Here is a 17,036-nt window from a genome sequence, read left to right as displayed (position 1 = left end):
ACATGACAGGCTCGACCGCGAGCATCCCGACCGTGGATGTCAGTTTTACGGTGAACGGCGAGAAGCAGACGCTGATCCTCGACACGCGAACGAGCCTTCTGGATGCCTTGCGCGAACACCTGCATCTCACCGGCACCAAGAAGGGCTGCGACCACGGGCAATGCGGGGCCTGCACGGTCCTTGTGAACGGACGCCGCGTCAATTCCTGCCTTTCGCTTGCCGCGATGCACGACGGGGACGAAGTGACGACCATCGAAGGACTCGGCTCGCCCGAGGACATGCACCCTATGCAGGCCGCTTTCGTCAAGCATGACGGGATGCAGTGCGGCTATTGCACGCCGGGCCAGATCTGCTCGGCCGTCGCGGTGCTGGCCGAACTGTCCGAAGGCCGCGCCAGCCACGTTACCGACGATCTCGCCGCTCCCGCGCTGACCGACATGGAACTGCGCGAGCGGATGAGCGGAAACCTCTGCCGCTGCGCTGCCTATCCCAACATCATCGACGCCATCCGCGAAGTCGCGGGAGAAGGCGCATGAAAGCCTTCACCTACGACCGCGTGACAAGCGCGGAGGAAGCGCTGGCCGCTGGCGCGGGGGCAAGCTTCGTTGCGGGCGGGACCAACCTGCTCGACCACATGAAGCTGCAGATCGTGACGCCGGACCGGCTGGTCGACCTCAATCGTGCGGGCATGGACGCGATCGAGCCGACGGCGGAAGGCGGGCTCAGGATCGGAGCGCTGGTGCGCAATTCCGACCTTGCCGCCGACAGCCGGATCATTGCCGATTACGCCGTTCTCGCCCGCGCGATCCTTGCAGGCGCATCGGGCCAGATCCGCAACCGCGCGACCACGGCGGGCAACCTTATGCAGCGCACGCGTTGCCCCTATTTCTATGACACCGCGCTCGCCTGTAACAAGCGCGAGCCGGGCTCGGGCTGCTCCGCGCAGGACGGGCATAGCCGCACGCTGGCCGTCATCGGGACTAGCGAGCTTTGCCTGTGCCAGAACCCCGGCGACATGGCCGTGGCGCTGCGCGTTCTGGATGCCGTGGTCGAGGTCGCATCGCCCGCCGGCGCGACGCGGACGATACCGATTGCGGAGTTCCACCAGCTTCCCGGCGACAGCCTGCCGGTCAGGGAATTCGCGCTGGAGAAGGGCGAGCTTATCACCGCCGTCGTCCTGCCGCCGCCTGCGGGTGGCACACACTATTACCGCAAGGTGCGCGACCGATCGTCCTATGCCTTTGCGCTGGTTTCGGTCGCCGCCGTGATCCAGCCCGACGGCATAGGCCGTATCGCGCTGGGCGGTGTCGCGCCGCGTCCATGGGCTAGCGACGATGCCGATGCTGCCATCCCCCAAGGTGCGAAAGCCGTTGCCGCCGCCCTGTTCGAAGGCGCGCGTCCGCAAGAGGACAACGCGTTCAAGATCGATCTCGCCACGCGGACTATCGCCGCCGTGCTTGCTGAAGCGAAGGAGGCCCGCGCATGAAGTTCGATGCACCCATGGGCGATACGCCTATCGACACGGGCCGCGTCGTCGGTCGCCCCCATGCCCGCGTCGACGGTCCGCTGAAGACCACGGGCCGCGCGACTTATGCTGCCGAATGGCATGACGGGCTGCCCGGCCTGCTGCACGGGTTCATCATTCCGGCCACCATCGCCAAGGGCACGGTGACCGCGATCGACACCGCCGATGCCAAGGGTGCGGCTGGGGTCGTCGATGTCCTGACCTTCGAGGATTTCGACATCAACGGCACTGCCAATGGCAAGACCGTGAAGCTCGTCGGCGGTCCGCAGGTCCAGCACTACCACCAGGCACTCGGCCTCGTGATCGCAGAGACGTTCGAGGCAGCGCGTGCTGCTGCCGATCTGGTGAATGTCGACTACGAAGCCGAGGCGGGCGCCTTCAGCCTCGACGGCGTGCGCGCCGATGCGAAAGTCTGCGGCGCGTTCGGCGGGCCGGGCGAAACGCGTCTCGGCGATTTCGAGGCCGCTTTCGAAGCAGCCGAAGTGCAGTTCGACGAGGAATATCGCACCGCGGCCCACTCGCCCGCAATGATCGAACCTTTTGCCAGCATCGCGCAGTGGGAAGGCGATGGACTGACGCTCTGGACCGCGAACCAGATGATCGCGACGACGGTGGGCAGCATGGCCTCGATGCTGCAGATCGACGAGAGCCGCGTGCATGTCCTGTCGCCCTATATCGGCGGCGGGTTCGGGGCGAAGCTCTGGGCCCATGCCGACGCGATTCTTGCCGCGCTCGCCGCGCGCAAGACGGGGCATCCGGTGAAAGTCGTGATGCCGCGCGGGCTGATCTTCAACAACACGATCAACCGGCCCGAGACGATCCAGCGCCTGCGCATCGGCACGCGCGCCGACGGCACGATCGAGGCGTTCGGGCACGAAGGGTGGAGCGGGAATGTCGAAGGCGGCAATCCCGAATCGACCGTGCTGTCCAGCCGCTCGGTCTATGCCGGACCGAACCGGTTGATGGCCGATCACATGGGCCATCTCGATCTGCCCGAAGGCAACGCGATGCGCGCGCCCGGCGATGCGGTCGGCTCGATCGCGGTCGAGATTGCGATGGACGAACTGGCCGAAAAGCTCGGGCTGGACCCCATCGACTTCCGCGTCATGAACGACAGCCAAGTCGATCCAAGTCAGCCGAAAAAGACCTTCTCGAACCGCCACCTCGTACGCTGCCTTCAGGACGGGGCCGAACGGTTCGGATGGAGCGAGCGGCAGGCACCGGGCACGCGGCGAGAGGGCAAGTGGCTTGTCGGCATGGGCGTTGCCACGGCCTACCGCGCAGCCCTGCGCAGCACATCGGGCGCGGCGGTGCGGCTGGAGACGAACGGGCGCGTCACTGTTGAGACCGACATGACCGACATCGGCACCGGCAGCTACACGATCCTTGCCCAGACGGCAGGCGAGATGCTGGGCGTGCCGGTCGACCGGGTCGACGTGCGCCTTGGCGATTCCGCGTTTCCCAAGTCGTCCGGTTCGGGCGGCCAGTGGGGCGCGTCGAGTTCGACTTCGGGCCTCTATGTCGCCTGCGTCAACTTGCGCCGGGAAATCGCGCAGCGCTTGTCGCTCGACGCCGAGCGGGCCGAGTTCGACGATGGCGAGGTCCGGTCGGGCAACCGCGTATGTTCGCTTCTCGACGCGGTGGCCGAGGGGCCCCTTTCGGCCGAGGGGAGCATCGACTTCGGGCAGAGCGACACGCATGCCTTCGGCACGTTCGGCGCGCATTTCGTGGAAGTCGGCGTCGACAGCTACACCGGCGAAGTGCGCGTTCGCCGGATGCTGGCGGTCTGTTCGGCAGGCCGCATCCTCAACCCCGTGTCCGCCCGCTCGCAAGTCATCGGCGCGATGACGATGGGCGTTGGCGCGGCGCTGTCGGAAAAGCTGGTGGTGGACGAACGCTACGGCTGTTTCATCAACCACGACCTCGCGCTCTACGAAGTGCCGGTCCATGCCGACATCCCGCATCAGGACGTTGTGTTCCTCGACGATGTCGATCCGTACGGCAATCCGATGAAGGCGCACGGTGTGGGCGAACTGGGCCTGTGCGGTGTCGGCGGCGCGATTGCCAACGCGGTCTACAACGCCACCGGCCATCGCCTGCGCAAGGTGCCGATGGTGGTGGAGGACATCATCGCGGGCCTGCCGGACCCCGTGTGACGGCGATGTGGGTGAAGGACATTCCCGGCGGGAATGGTGGGCGCGGCAAGGATTGAACTTGCGACCCCACCCGTGTGAAGGGCTGGCTCCTCATTCCGGCGGGTTCCGAGGCAATCCGAAAAGACTAGCGTTTCTGAGGGGTTACAGCTAAATCGGCTCCGGGCGGTTCCGAATTGCTCTCGCTCAAACCGGGGTAACTCGCTACCCCGGGGCTACCCCGGAAGGAGATTTGGCATGGCGACGGCAATGATGGAAGGGAAGGTCGAGGAGGAGCGCGGGCGCGAACGCCTGACCGACAAGCGGCTCGAGAAGCTGGCTGCGCCGCCGGGAGGCCGTCTCGAGATCGCGGATGCGCTCGTCCGGGAGTTGCGGGTCCGTGTGGGCAAGACCGGCAAGAAAAGTTGGTCGATGCTTTACCGGGTCGCGCAGGCCGATGGTACTCGAGGCAAGATGAAACGGATGAGCCTCGGAGCCTATCCGCAAGTGACGTTGACCGATGCCCGGGACAAGGCGCGGGAGGCGCTCGAGACGGCGGACAAGGGCATCGACCCGGCTGCCGTCCGTTCCGAGGAGATCGACAAGCAACAGACGCGCACCTTCGAGGCGGTCCTCGAGCGTTACGTCGAATTGCACGTGAAGGTGAACACGCGCGACGGCCAGCGGGCCAAGGCGCGGGAGGACCTCGCCCGGAAGGAAGCCGAGGAGACGGGTGTCGAGCCGCGCGAGGTTGGCCGCTGCCCGGCGGAGCGCCTTCTTACTGACCTCGTCGTGCCTAAGTGGAATGGCCGCCTCCTCGAGAGCATCCGGCGCACGGACGTGATGGAGTTGCTCGACGCTGTCGTGCTGGACAGGGGCACGAACGTCGCGCGCGAAGTCCGCAAGCACCTCGTCGGCCTGTTTAGCTGGGCAATCGACCGCGGGCTTATTGACCTTAGCCCGGCTGCGGGGATCAAGCGAAAGGACTTGCGCTATGGGCGACGCACACGGGTCCTCTCGATGGAGGAGCTCAGCCGCGTCTGGGACGCTGCCGGTGAGTTAGGCTATCCCTTCGGCCCTTGGGTCCGGCTCCTGATCCTTACCGGGCAGCGCAAGAGCGAGATTGCTGGCCTCCGCCGTGAGTGGTTCGACGAGGACCTCGACCGCGTGTTCGTTATCCCCGCTGAGGTGTATAAGACAGGCGTCGCCCACGCCGTCCCGCTGTCCGCCCCGGCTTGGGCGATTGTCGAGGAATTGCCGCGATGGAACGAGGGGACGCACCTCTTGTCCGGCACGTCCGGCAGGAACGGGATAAGCGGCTTCTCTAAGGGCGAGGCCCGGCTCCGCAAGAAGATTGCCGAGCTCGAGAAGAAGAGCGAGCTCCCGCCGATGGCGCATTTCGAGATGCACGATATTCGCCGGTCCCTGACCACGCACATGATCCGCATCGGCATCCGGGAGGAGCACGTCGAGCGGGTCCTCGGACACAAAATCGGAGGCGTGGCAGCGACCTATAACCAGCACGACTATCTGCCCGAGAAGCGAGCAGCACTTGAGAAATGGGGCGCTCTTTGGTCCGGTAAGTAAAACGGCCAGCATCGGGTAGTACCGGGGATAACTGAATCATTTCTCGGCCAGACCGGGGATAGCGCAAAACAATTCGCTTCCCTCGCGTGAATTGCCGTAATTAATAGGTCCTCGCTTTCGTTCGTAACCGAAGCGAGGAGATAGGAAATGAATTCGGAAAATTCGCTCGTCCTCGACCTGCGAGGAGTAATCGAGCTTACCACGCTCTCGCAATCGACAATCTACGCGCTCGCCAAGAAGGGCGAGTTTCCCAAGCAAAAGAGGATCGGACCTAACCGCGTCGTGTGGCGACGGGAGGAGGTCGTCGCGTGGCTGGATAAAAAGCTGGCCGAGGCCGCCTAAGCGAAAGGCCGCCGCCCTGACCAAGAGCGACGGCCGATTCACAGGGTGGAAAGGGAGACTTTCCGTGAGCGAGTATAGTGATTCCGGCTCCGGCGGCGAAGGCCCGACCGTTGAGCCCAGCCCGTTCGAAGAGACCCTGCGCTTCCTCCGCGCAATGCGGCACGATGGGCGCTGCGTCGTCTCGGCAATCTGTCCTGTTGTGAAGGGGAGGATCGAGACGCGGACCTTCGACCTCGAACCGCCCGATGCGCTGTGCTCTTGGCTTGAGCGGTGGAATGGCGAGCGGAACCTTTACTGGACGCCTAACACCGTGAAGGCGACGGCGGACCCAAACGATAAGCCCAGCGAGGCTGACATAGAGCAGCTCGATATGCTGCACGTCGATATCGACCCCAGAGATGGCGTTGATCCTGCTGACGAGCAGGCGTGGCAGGCGGAACGGTCGCGCATTCTGAAACAGCTTGAAGGTTTTGCTCCCACGCCCTCCGCCATCGTGGACAGCGGCAACGGCTACCAAGCATTTTGGCAGCTAGTTCCTGATGATCGTCTATTCCTTGACGGGCACCCGGACGCGGTAGCCGAGGCCAAGCTCTATAATATCGAACTGCGCAATCGGCTGGGCGGAGACAGATGCCAGTCGCTCGACCATTTAATGCGCCTGCCTGGCACCCAGAACATTCCCAATTCCGATAAGCGCAAGGCCGGTCGCATCGAACGCACCGCGTCCGTGGTGAGATGGCCCGAAGCATGATGTATCGACTTGATGAGTTCCGCCCGGCAGATCGCTCTGAGCTCGACCCGCCTGCATCCGAAGTAATCGAGCTCGGGAAGGTTGAATTCTTCGACAGCCTCGATGATCTGCCAGCCGGTATCTCCGCCCGCATCCGCAAAGTGATCGAACTCGGCCCGGCAGCCGACCCCAAGACTTACCCATCGCGCAACGAAGCCGTGATGGCAGTATGCTGCGCCGGGGTGCGAGCGGGCTGGACAAATGAAGAGATCGCCGCCGTGATCCTCGACCCGAAGTGGCAAATATCCGAGCGCCTGCGCCAGCGTGGCGGCAAAAGGGAGGCTGCGCTCGAGATCGCCAAGGCGCGGTCGCTGGTCGGCAAGGTCCGCCCGCAGATCGTCTATGACGAGGACGAGCTGCCGCGTGTCTTAGACGAGACGGAAGCCGCCCTGCGCAGTGGCGACATTCCCATCTACCAAATGGACGGTCGGCTGGTGCGCGAGGTCCGCCTCGGCAAGGCGAGTGATGACGATGGAGTGAAGAGGGCCGCCGGTGCGCTCGTTATCCGCGAAGTCGGGGACTATTTCCTGAAGGAGCGGATGATCGCCGCAGCGCAATTCGTCGAGCTCCGCCGCGACAAGCAAGGCGAAGTGGTACGGGCGAAGAAGAAGCTGCCCCTTAGCTTTGCCAAGCACTATGCCGAACGGGCGGGCCTATGGGAACTGCCCGAGCTCGTCGGGATAAGCGAGGCTCCCACCCTGCGGGCTGACGGTACAATCGTTTCGCAGGAAGGCTACGATCCCGCCAGTGGCCTGATTATCGACACGCAGCGCGTCGAGTTTCCGCCGATACCGGACCACCCGATCGAGGAAGATGCGAGGGCTGCGCTTGAAGTGCTGCTTGACGTGATTGCCGAGTTCCCTTTTGAACCGGATGATCCTGCACGTGAGCCGCTCGACTTCGAGGCACCAAGCGCCTCGCGTTCGGTGGCTCTGTCGATGATCCTGACAGCCGTTATCCGGCGTTCCCTGCGCACCGCGCCAATGCACGGCGTCTCCGCACCGACGATGGCCACCGGCAAGTCGCTTCTGGCGGACGTTGCCGCGATGATCGCCACTGGCAGGCCCGCGCCGGTGATTTCCTACTCGCCAAAGGAGGAGGAAAACGAGAAGCGGCTTTTTGCTTGCCTGCGGCAGGGTGATCCCCTCCTCGCCATCGACAACATCGACGTTCCGGTTAGCGGCGACGCACTGTGCTCTATCTTGACGGCGGAGGTTTGGCAGTCGCGCGTTCTAGGCGTGTCCTTGAACACGACCGTCTCGACGAAAACCTTGATGATCGCAAACGGCAACAACCTATCGTTTCGCGGCGATATGGCGACTCGTGTTGTCGTCGCCCGCCTCGACGCGCGCACCGACGATCCTGGCGAACGCACGTTCCGATATGACTTGAAGGAGTTTGTGCCGCGAGAACGGCCGCGACTGGTGGCTGCGGCGCTGACCATCCTTCGGGCCTTTATCGTCGCTGGTATGCCGCAAGGTGAGGGCGTGAAGCCGTTTGCGCGGTTCGAGGATTGGTCGAGGCTGGTGCGCGGTGCGCTTATCTGGCTGGGCCAAAGCGACCCGGTAGCGACCAGAAAGAAGGTGGCGACGAGCGACACTGTCGGAGCGGCGCTGGCTGAATTGCATGAGGTCTGGCAATCCGCCTTCGGCCACGATTGGAAGCAGCCCAGCAACGTGATCGAGGCTGCGGAAGAACAAGATCGACGGCTCGGCCACCCGGGGCCAATCGGAATGGCCCTGAGCGCCTTCTATCCCAACCCGCGTGGCGTGAATGCCATCGGCCTAGGTCGCCAGCTAGCTAAGTATGCCAACCGTCGCATCGAGGGCCGCTGGATCGAGGTCGATCCGAACTCGAAGACAGGCAACCGCTACCGCTTGATGACCGAACAGCGACAGCGGGAGACCCAGATGAAAGCAGCCCAAGGAAGCCTGCTGCGGGGGGAATAGGGAGATTTCGGGTGAAATTCTCGAAGCCGAAGAATTATAGTTCCTGTCTGTCTGTATTCGTTTTTCTGCGTGGAGGGGATATCCCCCTTTTTCTCCCCTTTCCCCCCTTGTCTGTTTGGGCAAAGTGCCGCCGCCTGCCGTTGTGACCGTTCGGCCTACGCGCGCGCGGGCGCGAGATCGCTGGCCAGCCCCGTCTCCGGCGAGGGGAGCTGACCCCTATGAGGGGCGGGGTATCTCGAAGAAAGGCCACGACTTCTGTTGCTTTGCCGATGAATGTTAGCCGGGGGTAGCGGTCCGGGTAGTCTATCGGTGGTTGTCCGGCGAAATGATCGAATTCGGGCATGCATAGGAGACCACTGCAATCTATAACGGCTCTATGAGCTTTGACTTCGACGATGAACCGTTTGACCCAGTTGCCGAGCTACCGACAGATAAGCTCGAGCGAGCTATGGCCTTGAGGGATGGCCTAGTGGCCCACTGTGCCGATGGCGGCATCGATGAGAAGGTCTATCGCCTTCTCCGGCGCGAATTTATGAAGGACCCAACAACTTCGAAGCTGCTGCCGAGGTTCGTAAGAACAAACCAAGATACGGGAGCGCTGTGGTCGTACTTTAAGGGCTACCACAAGAGCTGGGAACCCCGCCGCCAGCACGTGCGCGCAGAGTTCGTTCCGCTGATTGACTTTCTTGAGTTTGCGGGTGCACCGGTCGACGCGATAGCGAGTGAGGCTTTCGAGCGTTTCGACGCATCGGGGATCGAAGAAGCTTGGTCCCGCGCCTTGATGAGGCGCGAAACAGACCCGGCCGGGGCGATTACTGCGGCGCGAACATTGCTGGAAAGCGTGTGTAAGCACATTCTCGAGGATGACGAAGGCAATCCTACGTATGGTGCCAACGACGATCTACCGAAGCTATATCGGCAGGCAGCAGAGAAGCTAAATCTCGCTCCTTCCCAGCATTCTGAGGATGTTTTTAAGCGGATTTTGGGCAGTGCTTCGAGCGTTGTGGAAGGACTCGGAACCCTTCGAAACAAAGTCGGGGATGCGCACGCAAATAGTGGAAGGCGTCCGATCCGACCGGCTTCGAGACACGCGGCCTTGGCTGTGAATATGGCAGGCGCAATGGCGCTGTTTTTGATCGAGACGGCGGAGGCCAAGGACGCGAATTAGTTGCTGCATCTCTGCCAACGCGCTTGCATTCGTTTGACGTGGGGTACGGCAGAGCTGCCTCTGCCGTACCTTAATAGTTATCTAAGTGCTTCTATCAGCACTACTGCAACGATCAATAATGTTACTAGTGACATATAATACTCCTTAATTAGATGGGGTTAAAAATCACCCATTGGTAATAGTATTTATACGTCGAGTACGTAGTGGCACCCGATTGGGTGAAATTTATTTCGCATCAATGCTTCGCCGTTCGCTCGGCAACGGTTGCCAGCTATCTTCGCGCAATGAGATTGACCGACCGCCGCAAGAGGCTCTTCCTCGGAGAGCTCGCCCGCCACGGTATCCTCGTCCGCGCTGCGAGGGCCGCCAGCCCGCGCGCCAGCAGCCGGTATGGCGCCAAGCAGACTTTCCTCGACGAGCGCGACCGTGACCCGGAATTTGCCGCACAATGGCAGGAAGCGGTCGAGGCGGCAGAGGCCAGCATCGAAGCCGAGATTTACCGGCGCGCGCAGGAAGGGTGGGAGGAGCCCATCTTCGGCGGCCGCCATCGTGAAAAGATCGTCGGCACGGTTCGCAAGTATTCGGACCGCCTGCTCGAGCTTCGCGCCCGGGCGATGCTCCCCGCCTATCGGGAGACGCACGGCTTCGCTGTGAATAAACAGGTGACGCACACGGTCGATGCCGGTGTCTTGGGCGATGCTGTCGCGAAGGTCGCCTTGCAGATGGCCAGCAATCTCCGCCCGCAGCTTCCGGCTCCGGCCCGGGTGATCGACAATGAATAGGGACAGCGCCCTCGACCTCCTCGCCTTCGCCGTGGGCTATCGCTTGATGACCCCGGACGAGCGCCGCGCGCTGCGCATCTATGCGCTGTTCGAGCTGGGCGAGAAGGCCCCCGCCAGCCCCGAGCTTGCCGTCCTATGGGACGAGGACCGCCTGATACGCGGGGAGCGCGAGCCCGCCAGCCTCTATGACCGCTGGGTGCTGATGAAGGCCCGGGACGAGGCCGAGCGGCCCGCTTTCGATGAACAATTCTGGCGACTGCGCCGCAGCGACCTCGAGGGCGCGGGCTTTGAGCCGAGGGAGGCGCGCGACGTGATCGCGTCGGTACGCGCTTCCTTAAGCAACCCCACAGGAACAGAAGGAGACGACAATGGGAATTTGGAACAGCAAACGGCCTGACGGGCCGGAGCCGGAAACCGAACAGCCGGACCGCCTGCGCGAGATCGCCGCGCAGAAAGTCGAGGCGGCTGAACGACTGAGCGCCTCGTTGGCGGAGGCTGGCACTGCCTTCGAGGCGCTCTTCGCCACTGATCGCGCATACCTCGCGGCGTATCGAGAGCTGTACGGCTCCGAGGCGCATTCCGCCTCCCGGCTGATGCACCAGTTTCGCGGCGCACTGTTGGGCAACCTCGAGCTCTGCGCGCCGGAGCTCCTCCGCTACCTGAACCAGCCGCGCCAGTCCCGGGCGAAGGCCCAGACGGTGGCCACCCTGATAGCCCGGCAGGTCGATAATGACCTGTCCTCCCTGCCTACCGAAGAGGAACCCGCACAATGACCTTGCCCAAGAAGATGATTATCCGCGATATGACGGTGAATGAGATTTCGACCGTGGATGTGCCCGCCGTGAAGGGCGCAACCGCCGTGATCTTGAAGGGCGGCTCGGTCGCCATCCGCAAGAACGCTGCTGAGATCGCCGCAGGGCAAGCCGAGCCGCTCTATAAGGCCGCCGACTATGCTGACGCGATTATGGTCCGCGCGGGCGAGATCGCGCAGCAGACCGGCGTGAGCGTGAGCAAGGCCCTCCTCGACCACTCCGGCACTGACCCGGTGATTATCGAGTTGGCGAAGGGCGAGCGGGCAGCCGAAATGGCCGCTATGCGCTCGAAGCAATCCGTCGTGTTCGAGAAGAGCGCACAATGGACCTGACCGAGGAGGCGGTCCTGGACCACTATATGGCCCGGTTCGATGAGCGGACCCGGAGGGCGCACACCGTGGCGCTCTCCGCAGCCATCGCGACAGCGAAGGACAGCTGGCCCACCCTCGAGCTCGTCCGGCGCGTCTCGAACATCTATGGCGTGGCGGTCGAGGAGCTCGGTGCCTTCTTTGGGCTTATCCGACAGCCCGGGGAGCGGGAGGTCTGGGTGGACGTGTTCCGCTCGCCCGACAACCAGCATCTCGTCCGTGGCATCATGAACGCGGGGCAGCGCCGGGCCTATGGCACGATGCTGGTGATGCTCGAGGTCGCGTGAGCAACGCGGGCCTGACACACATGGGGCGCAAGCGCCGGGACGTGCATGGCGAGCCCATGCCGACTGAGACCCGGCCTTGCCTCCGATGCCGCAAGCCCTTCGAGAGCGAGGGCGCGCATAACCGGCTATGCGGTCAGTGCGGCAAGCTGGACGTGAGTCCCTACGCATTGTGACGATTATTCGGCTGCGTCCTCGACCGCCTGAATAGCGCCTTCGACGAACCGGAAGGCACACTCGAAAATTGAATCGGGTGATTTCGGCAGTCCTTCGTCGAGCCCATCTAGCGAAAGGCCGATGACAATGGATCTCGGCCCGGCCGGGAGAGGGGCCGCTCCTCGGTAATATTCTACGGTGTTCCCTGCCGCGAACGCGTCGCCAGCAATCTGAAATATGCGCTGCGCCTTGCCCGGTTCGTTGACCGCCACGCCGTGAGCCGATCCGGCCGCCAGCATCAGCTCCCAATGCTTCCCGCTGTACGATACTTCCTTCGCGGCTTCGACGTGCGGCACGTTATGCCTATTGGCGCGCCTGTACTCCTCGAGCACAGAGACCATCTTATCTCCCAGCGCTGGCTTGTATCGCTTGCAGGCCTTGGCGAAGTCCTCGTCCGACAGGCCCAATGGGTAGTAGAGCCAACGCAGCCGCTCCTCGCCATTTGCTCGCGCGATTGCGCCTGCCACGTTGTCGAGCGCTGAGATGGTGTTTGTGGCGCAGTCCGCGATGACTGGCTTGATTTCGATGAGGCGAGGCCGGTTGAGATCGAGGCAACCGAACCACTCGCCCGATTGGGTGTCTTGCGCCTCTCTAATCCGCCACAGCGCGCCCGGGTCTGTAAGTCCCCTGAGCTCTGCGTAGTGCTTTTGGGCTCTCGCCAGGCAGGCTCTTGCGTCGCTTAGGTCGATTGCCATTAGAACCTCGGCAGGAGCTCTTTATCGTGATCGGCTCCTAGCGCCACGTGCCAACTCAGATTGAGACTTTACGCCGCTCTCATTTGGAGCGTCTCAAAAAATCGTGTCTGAACTTCTGGTGTGCGCCAAAAGACCTGCTGGAACCCTGAAAGATCGTAATCGGTGGAATTGATCTGCTCAGCCTTATCAGGATTGTTCGAAGACTCCCACGCCTTTAGGTAGAAATGCCCATTGGGGCGGACCAGTCGACGTATTTGGGCTAGGTAGTAATCAACTTGATCAATCCGCATTTCGTGAAGTGACGATATGTTTAAGAACAGGTCGGCATCGCCATCAGGCATCATTTCGAGCTGGTGAGGTAGGAGAAAAACAAACCTGCTATTCTCAATTTCGTCAGCGATCTCGCTGTAAGAATCGAACGGACGAAAGCCAAAGAGCCTGTCATTGGGAAAGCTGTGCCGGATAAATTCTTGCGCAACGGCAAGTGCCGGCGAAATGTCAGCGAAGACGTACCGCTCAAAACTAGCAAGTTTCGCGGTCACATAGGCGTTGCGCCCATATCCTCCCCCAAGCTCATAGACTGTACCGTTTACGGCGCTTCTGTAGGACGCAAATTCCAAAACTGAATTAGCCAAGTCTTGGGAAATCAGTCGACCGGAAGCGCGAATATCCGGCGGATTGCCGAACTGAGGTTCGGACAGCGTCGCTAGCTCAGGATGACTTCGGCTCGCATATGCCCAAAGCAGGCGCGTAAGAAAATTCAGCGCAAGGCTTTCGGTCATAGGAATGCGGTCGTGGAACGGATTGGAGAATGTCATCGCCGCGCATTTGGCGGTCGTGACAGGGCCAAGAGTTTTTACGAGAAATCGAATTTGAGAATCCCAAGGCAGTACTCGCATCCACGTGAAATAATCCTTCGCAAGTGTCCTGCGAAAGTTTTCGATGCCGCCTTCGCCTAATCGTTTGCCGTGTTGTTCGTTTAGATCGCTCCAAAATTTCGACGGCTTAACGATGTCAGGCGCACGGTCCATTTCAAGAACCATGGCCGTCAGAAGTTGGTTAAATTCCATACGTGAAACTGTCCCCGACATACGTTAATATCAAGTGGTATTCGACCATAATTCCTGTGGGTTGCTCGAGAGCCCCGGAATACCCCCGCAGCTACCCCTCGCCGAGGTGGTCGGGCATATTACCAGCTAAGTATCTGAAAAGATGGTGGGCGCGGCAAGGATTGAACTTGCGACCCCACCCGTGTGAAGGGTGTGCTCTACCACTGAGCTACGCGCCCGTTCGCGGGTATCTGGCGGGGCATGAATCGCCCCCGTCCGCCAACAGAGGCGCGCCTTTGCCAGAGCGCGCAGCGATTGACAAGCGCGTGCTTGAGATTAGAGGCCGCAGACCATGAGCGAAGACGACAACACGCCCGTAGAGAACGCCGAAACCGCAGCCGAAGTCGCGCCCGCCGCGAACGACGTGCCGCCCGATCGGCTGGCAATCAATCCGCGCAGCGCGCATTTCGATGCCGAGAAGCTGCGTCGCGGTGTCGGCATCCGCTTCAAGGGCACGGTCCGCACCAACATCGAGGAATATTGCATTTCCGAAGGTTGGGTTCGCGTGCAGGCCGGCAAGTCGATGGACCGCAAGGGCAACCCGCTGACCATCAAGCTGAACGGCCCGGTCGAGGCGTGGTACGAAGATCTCGGCGACGAACCGCCGGTCGCAAAGGCCTGATCGCCTCTCGCCTCACTCGGGCAGGAGCGTGGTCCGCTCCCGCTTGACGAGGCGCAGCAGCCAGTTCCGAAAGACCTGAACGCGTTCCAACTGGTGCGTGTCGCGATGCGTCACCAGCCAATAGGTGCGCGTGATCCGCTCTGTCGGAAATACGGGGACGAGATTGGTGTCCCGGTCGGCTGCAAAACAGTGCAGCACGCCCAGCCCCGCGCCTGCGACGACGAGGTTGTGCTGCGCATTGATGCTGGATGATCGCAGCGTCGGCTCCAGCCCCGGGTGCAGCCGGTCCATGTGTCGCAGTTCCGGCATGTGCAGCAGGTCGGGGACATAGCCGACCAGACGGTGGCCCTGCGCCAGATCCGCCGGTTTCTTCGGAGTGCCATGTCGCGCCAGATAGTCGCGCGAGGCATAGAGCCGCAGGGCATAGTCGGTAAGCTTGCCCGCGATCAGCGGCCCGGACCGCGGACGCGACAGGACGATGGCAAGATCCGCTTCGCGCTTGGTCGGGCTAAGCAGGCCGGGCGTGACGGCAAGATCGGTCACCAGCCTTGGATGGGCCTCGGCGAATTCTTCCAGATAATAGGGCAGAAAGGACGAGGCGAAACCTTCGGGCAGGGCAAGCCGCAATGTGCCCGTGACGCTTTCACCGTGCCCGGTCGACGGTTGCCCGATGCCAGATGCAGCGCGTTCCATCGCCTCGGCCCGCACCATCAGGGCTTCGCCTGCTTCGGTCATGACTTGCCCTTCGCGGGTCTGTTCGAACAGGCGCTGGCCCAATGACCGTTCGAGCCGGCGCAGGCGGCGGCCCATCGTCGTGGGGTCCACGCCCGATGCTTCCGCCGCGGAAGCCAGTTTGCCGGCCCGCGCGATCGCAAGAAAATCCTGAAGGTCATTCCAGTTCATCGCGGCCTGCTCTCGTCTTGCCTTGCGTCATTCAGTGGACTGCAAAAATGCAGGCCACTGTTGCACAACTGGTCGTTGCCTGCAATTTCGCGAGCAAGTAAATGCCCCTGCGAAGGATGGACCCCGAGAACCGATCTCGCGGCCAAGGCAAGAGAGGACCATGCCCATGCGCCTTATCGACCATTTCATCGCCGGCGGTGCCGGTGCCGCTGCAGGCCGCACCAGCGACGTCTACAATCCCTCGACCGGCCAGATCCAGGCCCAGCTGAAGCTCGGCGATGCTGCGCTGCTGGAAAAGGTCGTGGCCAAGGCCAAGGAAGTGCAGCCCGCTTGGGCCGCCACCAACCCGCAGAAGCGTGCTCGCGTCATGTTCCGTTTCAAGGAACTGATCGAGAAGAACATGGACGATCTCGCCCTCATGCTCTCGAACGAGCATGGCAAGGTGATCGACGACGCCAAGGGCGACGTTCAGCGCGGCCTTGAAGTGATCGAATATGCCTGCGGCATCCCGCAGGTTCTCAAGGGCGAATACACCCAGGGTGCAGGCCCGGGCATCGACGTCTACTCGATGCGCCAGCCGCTTGGCATCGGTGCGGGCATCACGCCGTTCAACTTCCCGGCCATGATCCCGATGTGGATGTTCGGCATGGCGATCGCCGCCGGCAACGCCTTCGTGCTCAAGCCGTCGGAGCGTGACCCCTCGGTTCCCAACCGCCTCGCCGAACTCTTCCTCGAAGCAGGCGCGCCCGAAGGTCTGCTTCAGGTCATTCACGGCGACAAGGAAATGGTCGACGCCATCCTCGACCACCCCGATATTGCCGCTGTCAGCTTCGTCGGTTCGTCCGACATCGCGCACTACGTCTACAAGCGCGGCGTTGCTGCCGGTAAGCGCGTTCAGGCCATGGGCGGCGCGAAGAACCACGGCATCATCATGCCCGACGCCGATCTCGACCAGGCGGTCAACGATCTCATGGGCGCGGCATACGGTTCGGCTGGCGAACGCTGCATGGCGCTTCCCGTCGTCGTGCCGGTCGGTGAAGACACGGCCGAACGCCTGAAGGAAAAGCTGATCCCCGCGATCGACAAGCTGCGTCCCGGCATCTCGACCGATCCCGAAGCGCACTACGGCCCGGTCGTCACCAAGCAGCACAAGGAAAAGGTCGAGGCCTGGATCCAGAAGGGCGTTGACGAAGGCGCGGAACTCGTCGTCGACGGCCGCAACTTCTCGCTGCAGGGTTACGAGGAAGGCTTCTTCATCGGCCCCTCGCTGTTCGACCACGTCACCATCGACATGGAAAGCTACAAGGAAGAAATCTTCGGCCCCGTCCTCCAGATGGTCCGCGCCAAGGATTTCGAAGAAGCGGTCTCGCTTCCCAGCCAGCACCAGTACGGCAACGGTGTCGCGATCTTCACCCGCAACGGCCACGCCGCGCGTGAATTCGCATCGCGCGTCAATGTCGGCATGGTCGGCATCAACGTGCCGATCCCGGTTCCGGTCAGCTATCACAGCTTCGGCGGCTGGAAGCGTTCGGCATTCGGCGACACCAACCAGTACGGCACCGAAGGCCTGAAGTTCTGGACCAAGGTGAAGACCGTGACCCAGCGCTGGCCCGATGGTGGCGGCGACGGTTCGAACGCCTTCGTCATCCCGACCATGGGCTGACGCGGTCGGGTACGACCGTGCTGCGTCAAGCGAACAGGCCAACTATCGGCGGGGACACGTCGGGGCTATCAAGCGTTCCGTCCGGGATG

18 protein-coding genes and 1 tRNA gene are annotated in these 17,036 nt (G+C 62.4%); 15 read left to right on the top strand and 4 right to left on the bottom strand.

Annotation, left to right across the window (positions count from 1 at the left end):
- The first annotated feature begins 2 nt into the window (after positions 1 to 2).
- The 13 genes from KIH45_RS06840 (at position 3) to KIH45_RS06780 (ending at position 11,742) form a co-directional block, all read left to right on the top strand.
- Positions 3 to 536, top strand: coding sequence for a 2Fe-2S iron-sulfur cluster-binding protein (locus KIH45_RS06840; RefSeq protein ID WP_213175242.1), 534 nt, complete (start codon positions 3 to 5; stop codon positions 534 to 536).
- A complete protein-coding gene (locus KIH45_RS06835; RefSeq protein WP_213175241.1) occupies positions 533 to 1,486 on the top strand; it encodes an FAD binding domain-containing protein in 954 nt (317 codons plus the stop codon). Before KIH45_RS06840 ends, KIH45_RS06835 begins: the two co-directional genes overlap by 4 nt.
- Entirely contained in the window at positions 1,483 to 3,681 is a 2,199-nt protein-coding gene (locus KIH45_RS06830; protein WP_213175240.1) for a xanthine dehydrogenase family protein molybdopterin-binding subunit, read from the top strand. The genes KIH45_RS06835 and KIH45_RS06830 overlap by 4 nt, the downstream gene beginning before the upstream one ends.
- Before the next feature lie 234 nt (positions 3,682 to 3,915).
- Positions 3,916 to 5,244, top strand: a complete 1,329-nt coding sequence (locus KIH45_RS06825; RefSeq protein ID WP_213175239.1) for a tyrosine-type recombinase/integrase — start codon at positions 3,916 to 3,918, stop codon at positions 5,242 to 5,244.
- Positions 5,245 to 5,391: 147 nt separating this feature from the next.
- Positions 5,392 to 5,586 (top strand): helix-turn-helix transcriptional regulator, encoded by a 195-nt coding sequence (locus KIH45_RS06820; RefSeq protein WP_213175238.1) that lies wholly within the window; start codon positions 5,392 to 5,394, stop codon positions 5,584 to 5,586.
- A gap of 64 nt (positions 5,587 to 5,650) precedes the next feature.
- Entirely contained in the window at positions 5,651 to 6,337 is a 687-nt protein-coding gene (locus KIH45_RS06815; protein WP_213175237.1) for a hypothetical protein, read from the top strand.
- 140 nt (positions 6,338 to 6,477) lie between these two features.
- Entirely contained in the window at positions 6,478 to 8,325 is a 1,848-nt protein-coding gene (locus tag KIH45_RS06810; RefSeq protein ID WP_213175236.1) for a hypothetical protein, read from the top strand.
- Between the two features lie 376 nt (positions 8,326 to 8,701).
- Complete coding sequence (locus tag KIH45_RS06805; RefSeq protein WP_213175235.1) at positions 8,702 to 9,493, top strand: abortive infection family protein; 792 nt, start codon at positions 8,702 to 8,704, stop codon at positions 9,491 to 9,493.
- 284 nt (positions 9,494 to 9,777) lie between these two features.
- Complete coding sequence (locus tag KIH45_RS06800; RefSeq protein WP_213175234.1) at positions 9,778 to 10,275, top strand: hypothetical protein; 498 nt, start codon at positions 9,778 to 9,780, stop codon at positions 10,273 to 10,275.
- Positions 10,268 to 10,672 (top strand): hypothetical protein, encoded by a 405-nt coding sequence (locus KIH45_RS06795; protein WP_213175233.1) that lies wholly within the window; start codon positions 10,268 to 10,270, stop codon positions 10,670 to 10,672. Before KIH45_RS06800 ends, KIH45_RS06795 begins: the two co-directional genes overlap by 8 nt.
- Positions 10,644 to 11,048: a hypothetical protein gene (locus KIH45_RS06790; RefSeq protein ID WP_213175232.1), complete on the top strand. Its 405-nt coding sequence runs from the start codon at positions 10,644 to 10,646 to the stop codon at positions 11,046 to 11,048. Before KIH45_RS06795 ends, KIH45_RS06790 begins: the two co-directional genes overlap by 29 nt.
- Positions 11,045 to 11,419: a hypothetical protein gene (locus tag KIH45_RS06785; RefSeq protein WP_213175231.1), complete on the top strand. Its 375-nt coding sequence runs from the start codon at positions 11,045 to 11,047 to the stop codon at positions 11,417 to 11,419. The genes KIH45_RS06790 and KIH45_RS06785 overlap by 4 nt, the downstream gene beginning before the upstream one ends.
- Positions 11,410 to 11,742 carry a hypothetical protein gene (locus tag KIH45_RS06780; protein WP_213175230.1) on the top strand — a complete coding sequence of 111 codons (333 nt, stop codon included), beginning with the start codon at positions 11,410 to 11,412 and terminating at the stop codon, positions 11,740 to 11,742. Before KIH45_RS06785 ends, KIH45_RS06780 begins: the two co-directional genes overlap by 10 nt.
- Before the next feature lie 176 nt (positions 11,743 to 11,918).
- Here KIH45_RS06780 and KIH45_RS06775 read toward each other — a convergent pair whose 3' ends face one another.
- The 3 genes from KIH45_RS06775 to KIH45_RS06765 form a co-directional block, all read right to left on the bottom strand.
- The gene (locus tag KIH45_RS06775; protein ID WP_213175229.1) at positions 11,919 to 12,650 is read right to left on the bottom strand and encodes a hypothetical protein; all 732 of its coding nucleotides are present in this window, start codon (positions 12,648 to 12,650) and stop codon (positions 11,919 to 11,921) included.
- A gap of 68 nt (positions 12,651 to 12,718) precedes the next feature.
- The gene (locus tag KIH45_RS06770; RefSeq protein WP_213175228.1) at positions 12,719 to 13,720 is read right to left on the bottom strand and encodes a putative sugar O-methyltransferase; all 1,002 of its coding nucleotides are present in this window, start codon (positions 13,718 to 13,720) and stop codon (positions 12,719 to 12,721) included.
- 143 nt (positions 13,721 to 13,863) lie between these two features.
- Positions 13,864 to 13,938: transfer RNA gene (locus KIH45_RS06765), tRNA-Val, on the bottom strand.
- A gap of 113 nt (positions 13,939 to 14,051) precedes the next feature.
- Between KIH45_RS06765 and KIH45_RS06760 the strand changes: the two genes are divergently transcribed.
- Positions 14,052 to 14,381, top strand: coding sequence for a DUF3297 family protein (locus KIH45_RS06760; protein ID WP_213175227.1), 330 nt, complete (start codon positions 14,052 to 14,054; stop codon positions 14,379 to 14,381).
- Positions 14,382 to 14,393: 12 nt separating this feature from the next.
- Here KIH45_RS06760 and KIH45_RS06755 read toward each other — a convergent pair whose 3' ends face one another.
- Positions 14,394 to 15,284, bottom strand: a complete 891-nt coding sequence (locus KIH45_RS06755) for a LysR family transcriptional regulator (RefSeq protein WP_213175226.1) — start codon at positions 15,282 to 15,284, stop codon at positions 14,394 to 14,396.
- 166 nt (positions 15,285 to 15,450) lie between these two features.
- Between KIH45_RS06755 and KIH45_RS06750 the strand changes: the two genes are divergently transcribed.
- Positions 15,451 to 16,947, top strand: coding sequence for a CoA-acylating methylmalonate-semialdehyde dehydrogenase (locus KIH45_RS06750; protein ID WP_213175225.1), 1,497 nt, complete (start codon positions 15,451 to 15,453; stop codon positions 16,945 to 16,947).
- Positions 16,948 to 17,036: the final 89 nt, after the last annotated feature.

This window comes from Croceicoccus gelatinilyticus (assembly GCF_018398395.1).
Lineage (GTDB): Bacteria > Pseudomonadota > Alphaproteobacteria > Sphingomonadales > Sphingomonadaceae > Croceicoccus > Croceicoccus gelatinilyticus.
The sequence above is the reverse complement of the archived record's forward strand: the minus strand, read 5'-3'. Positions and strand labels throughout refer to the sequence as shown.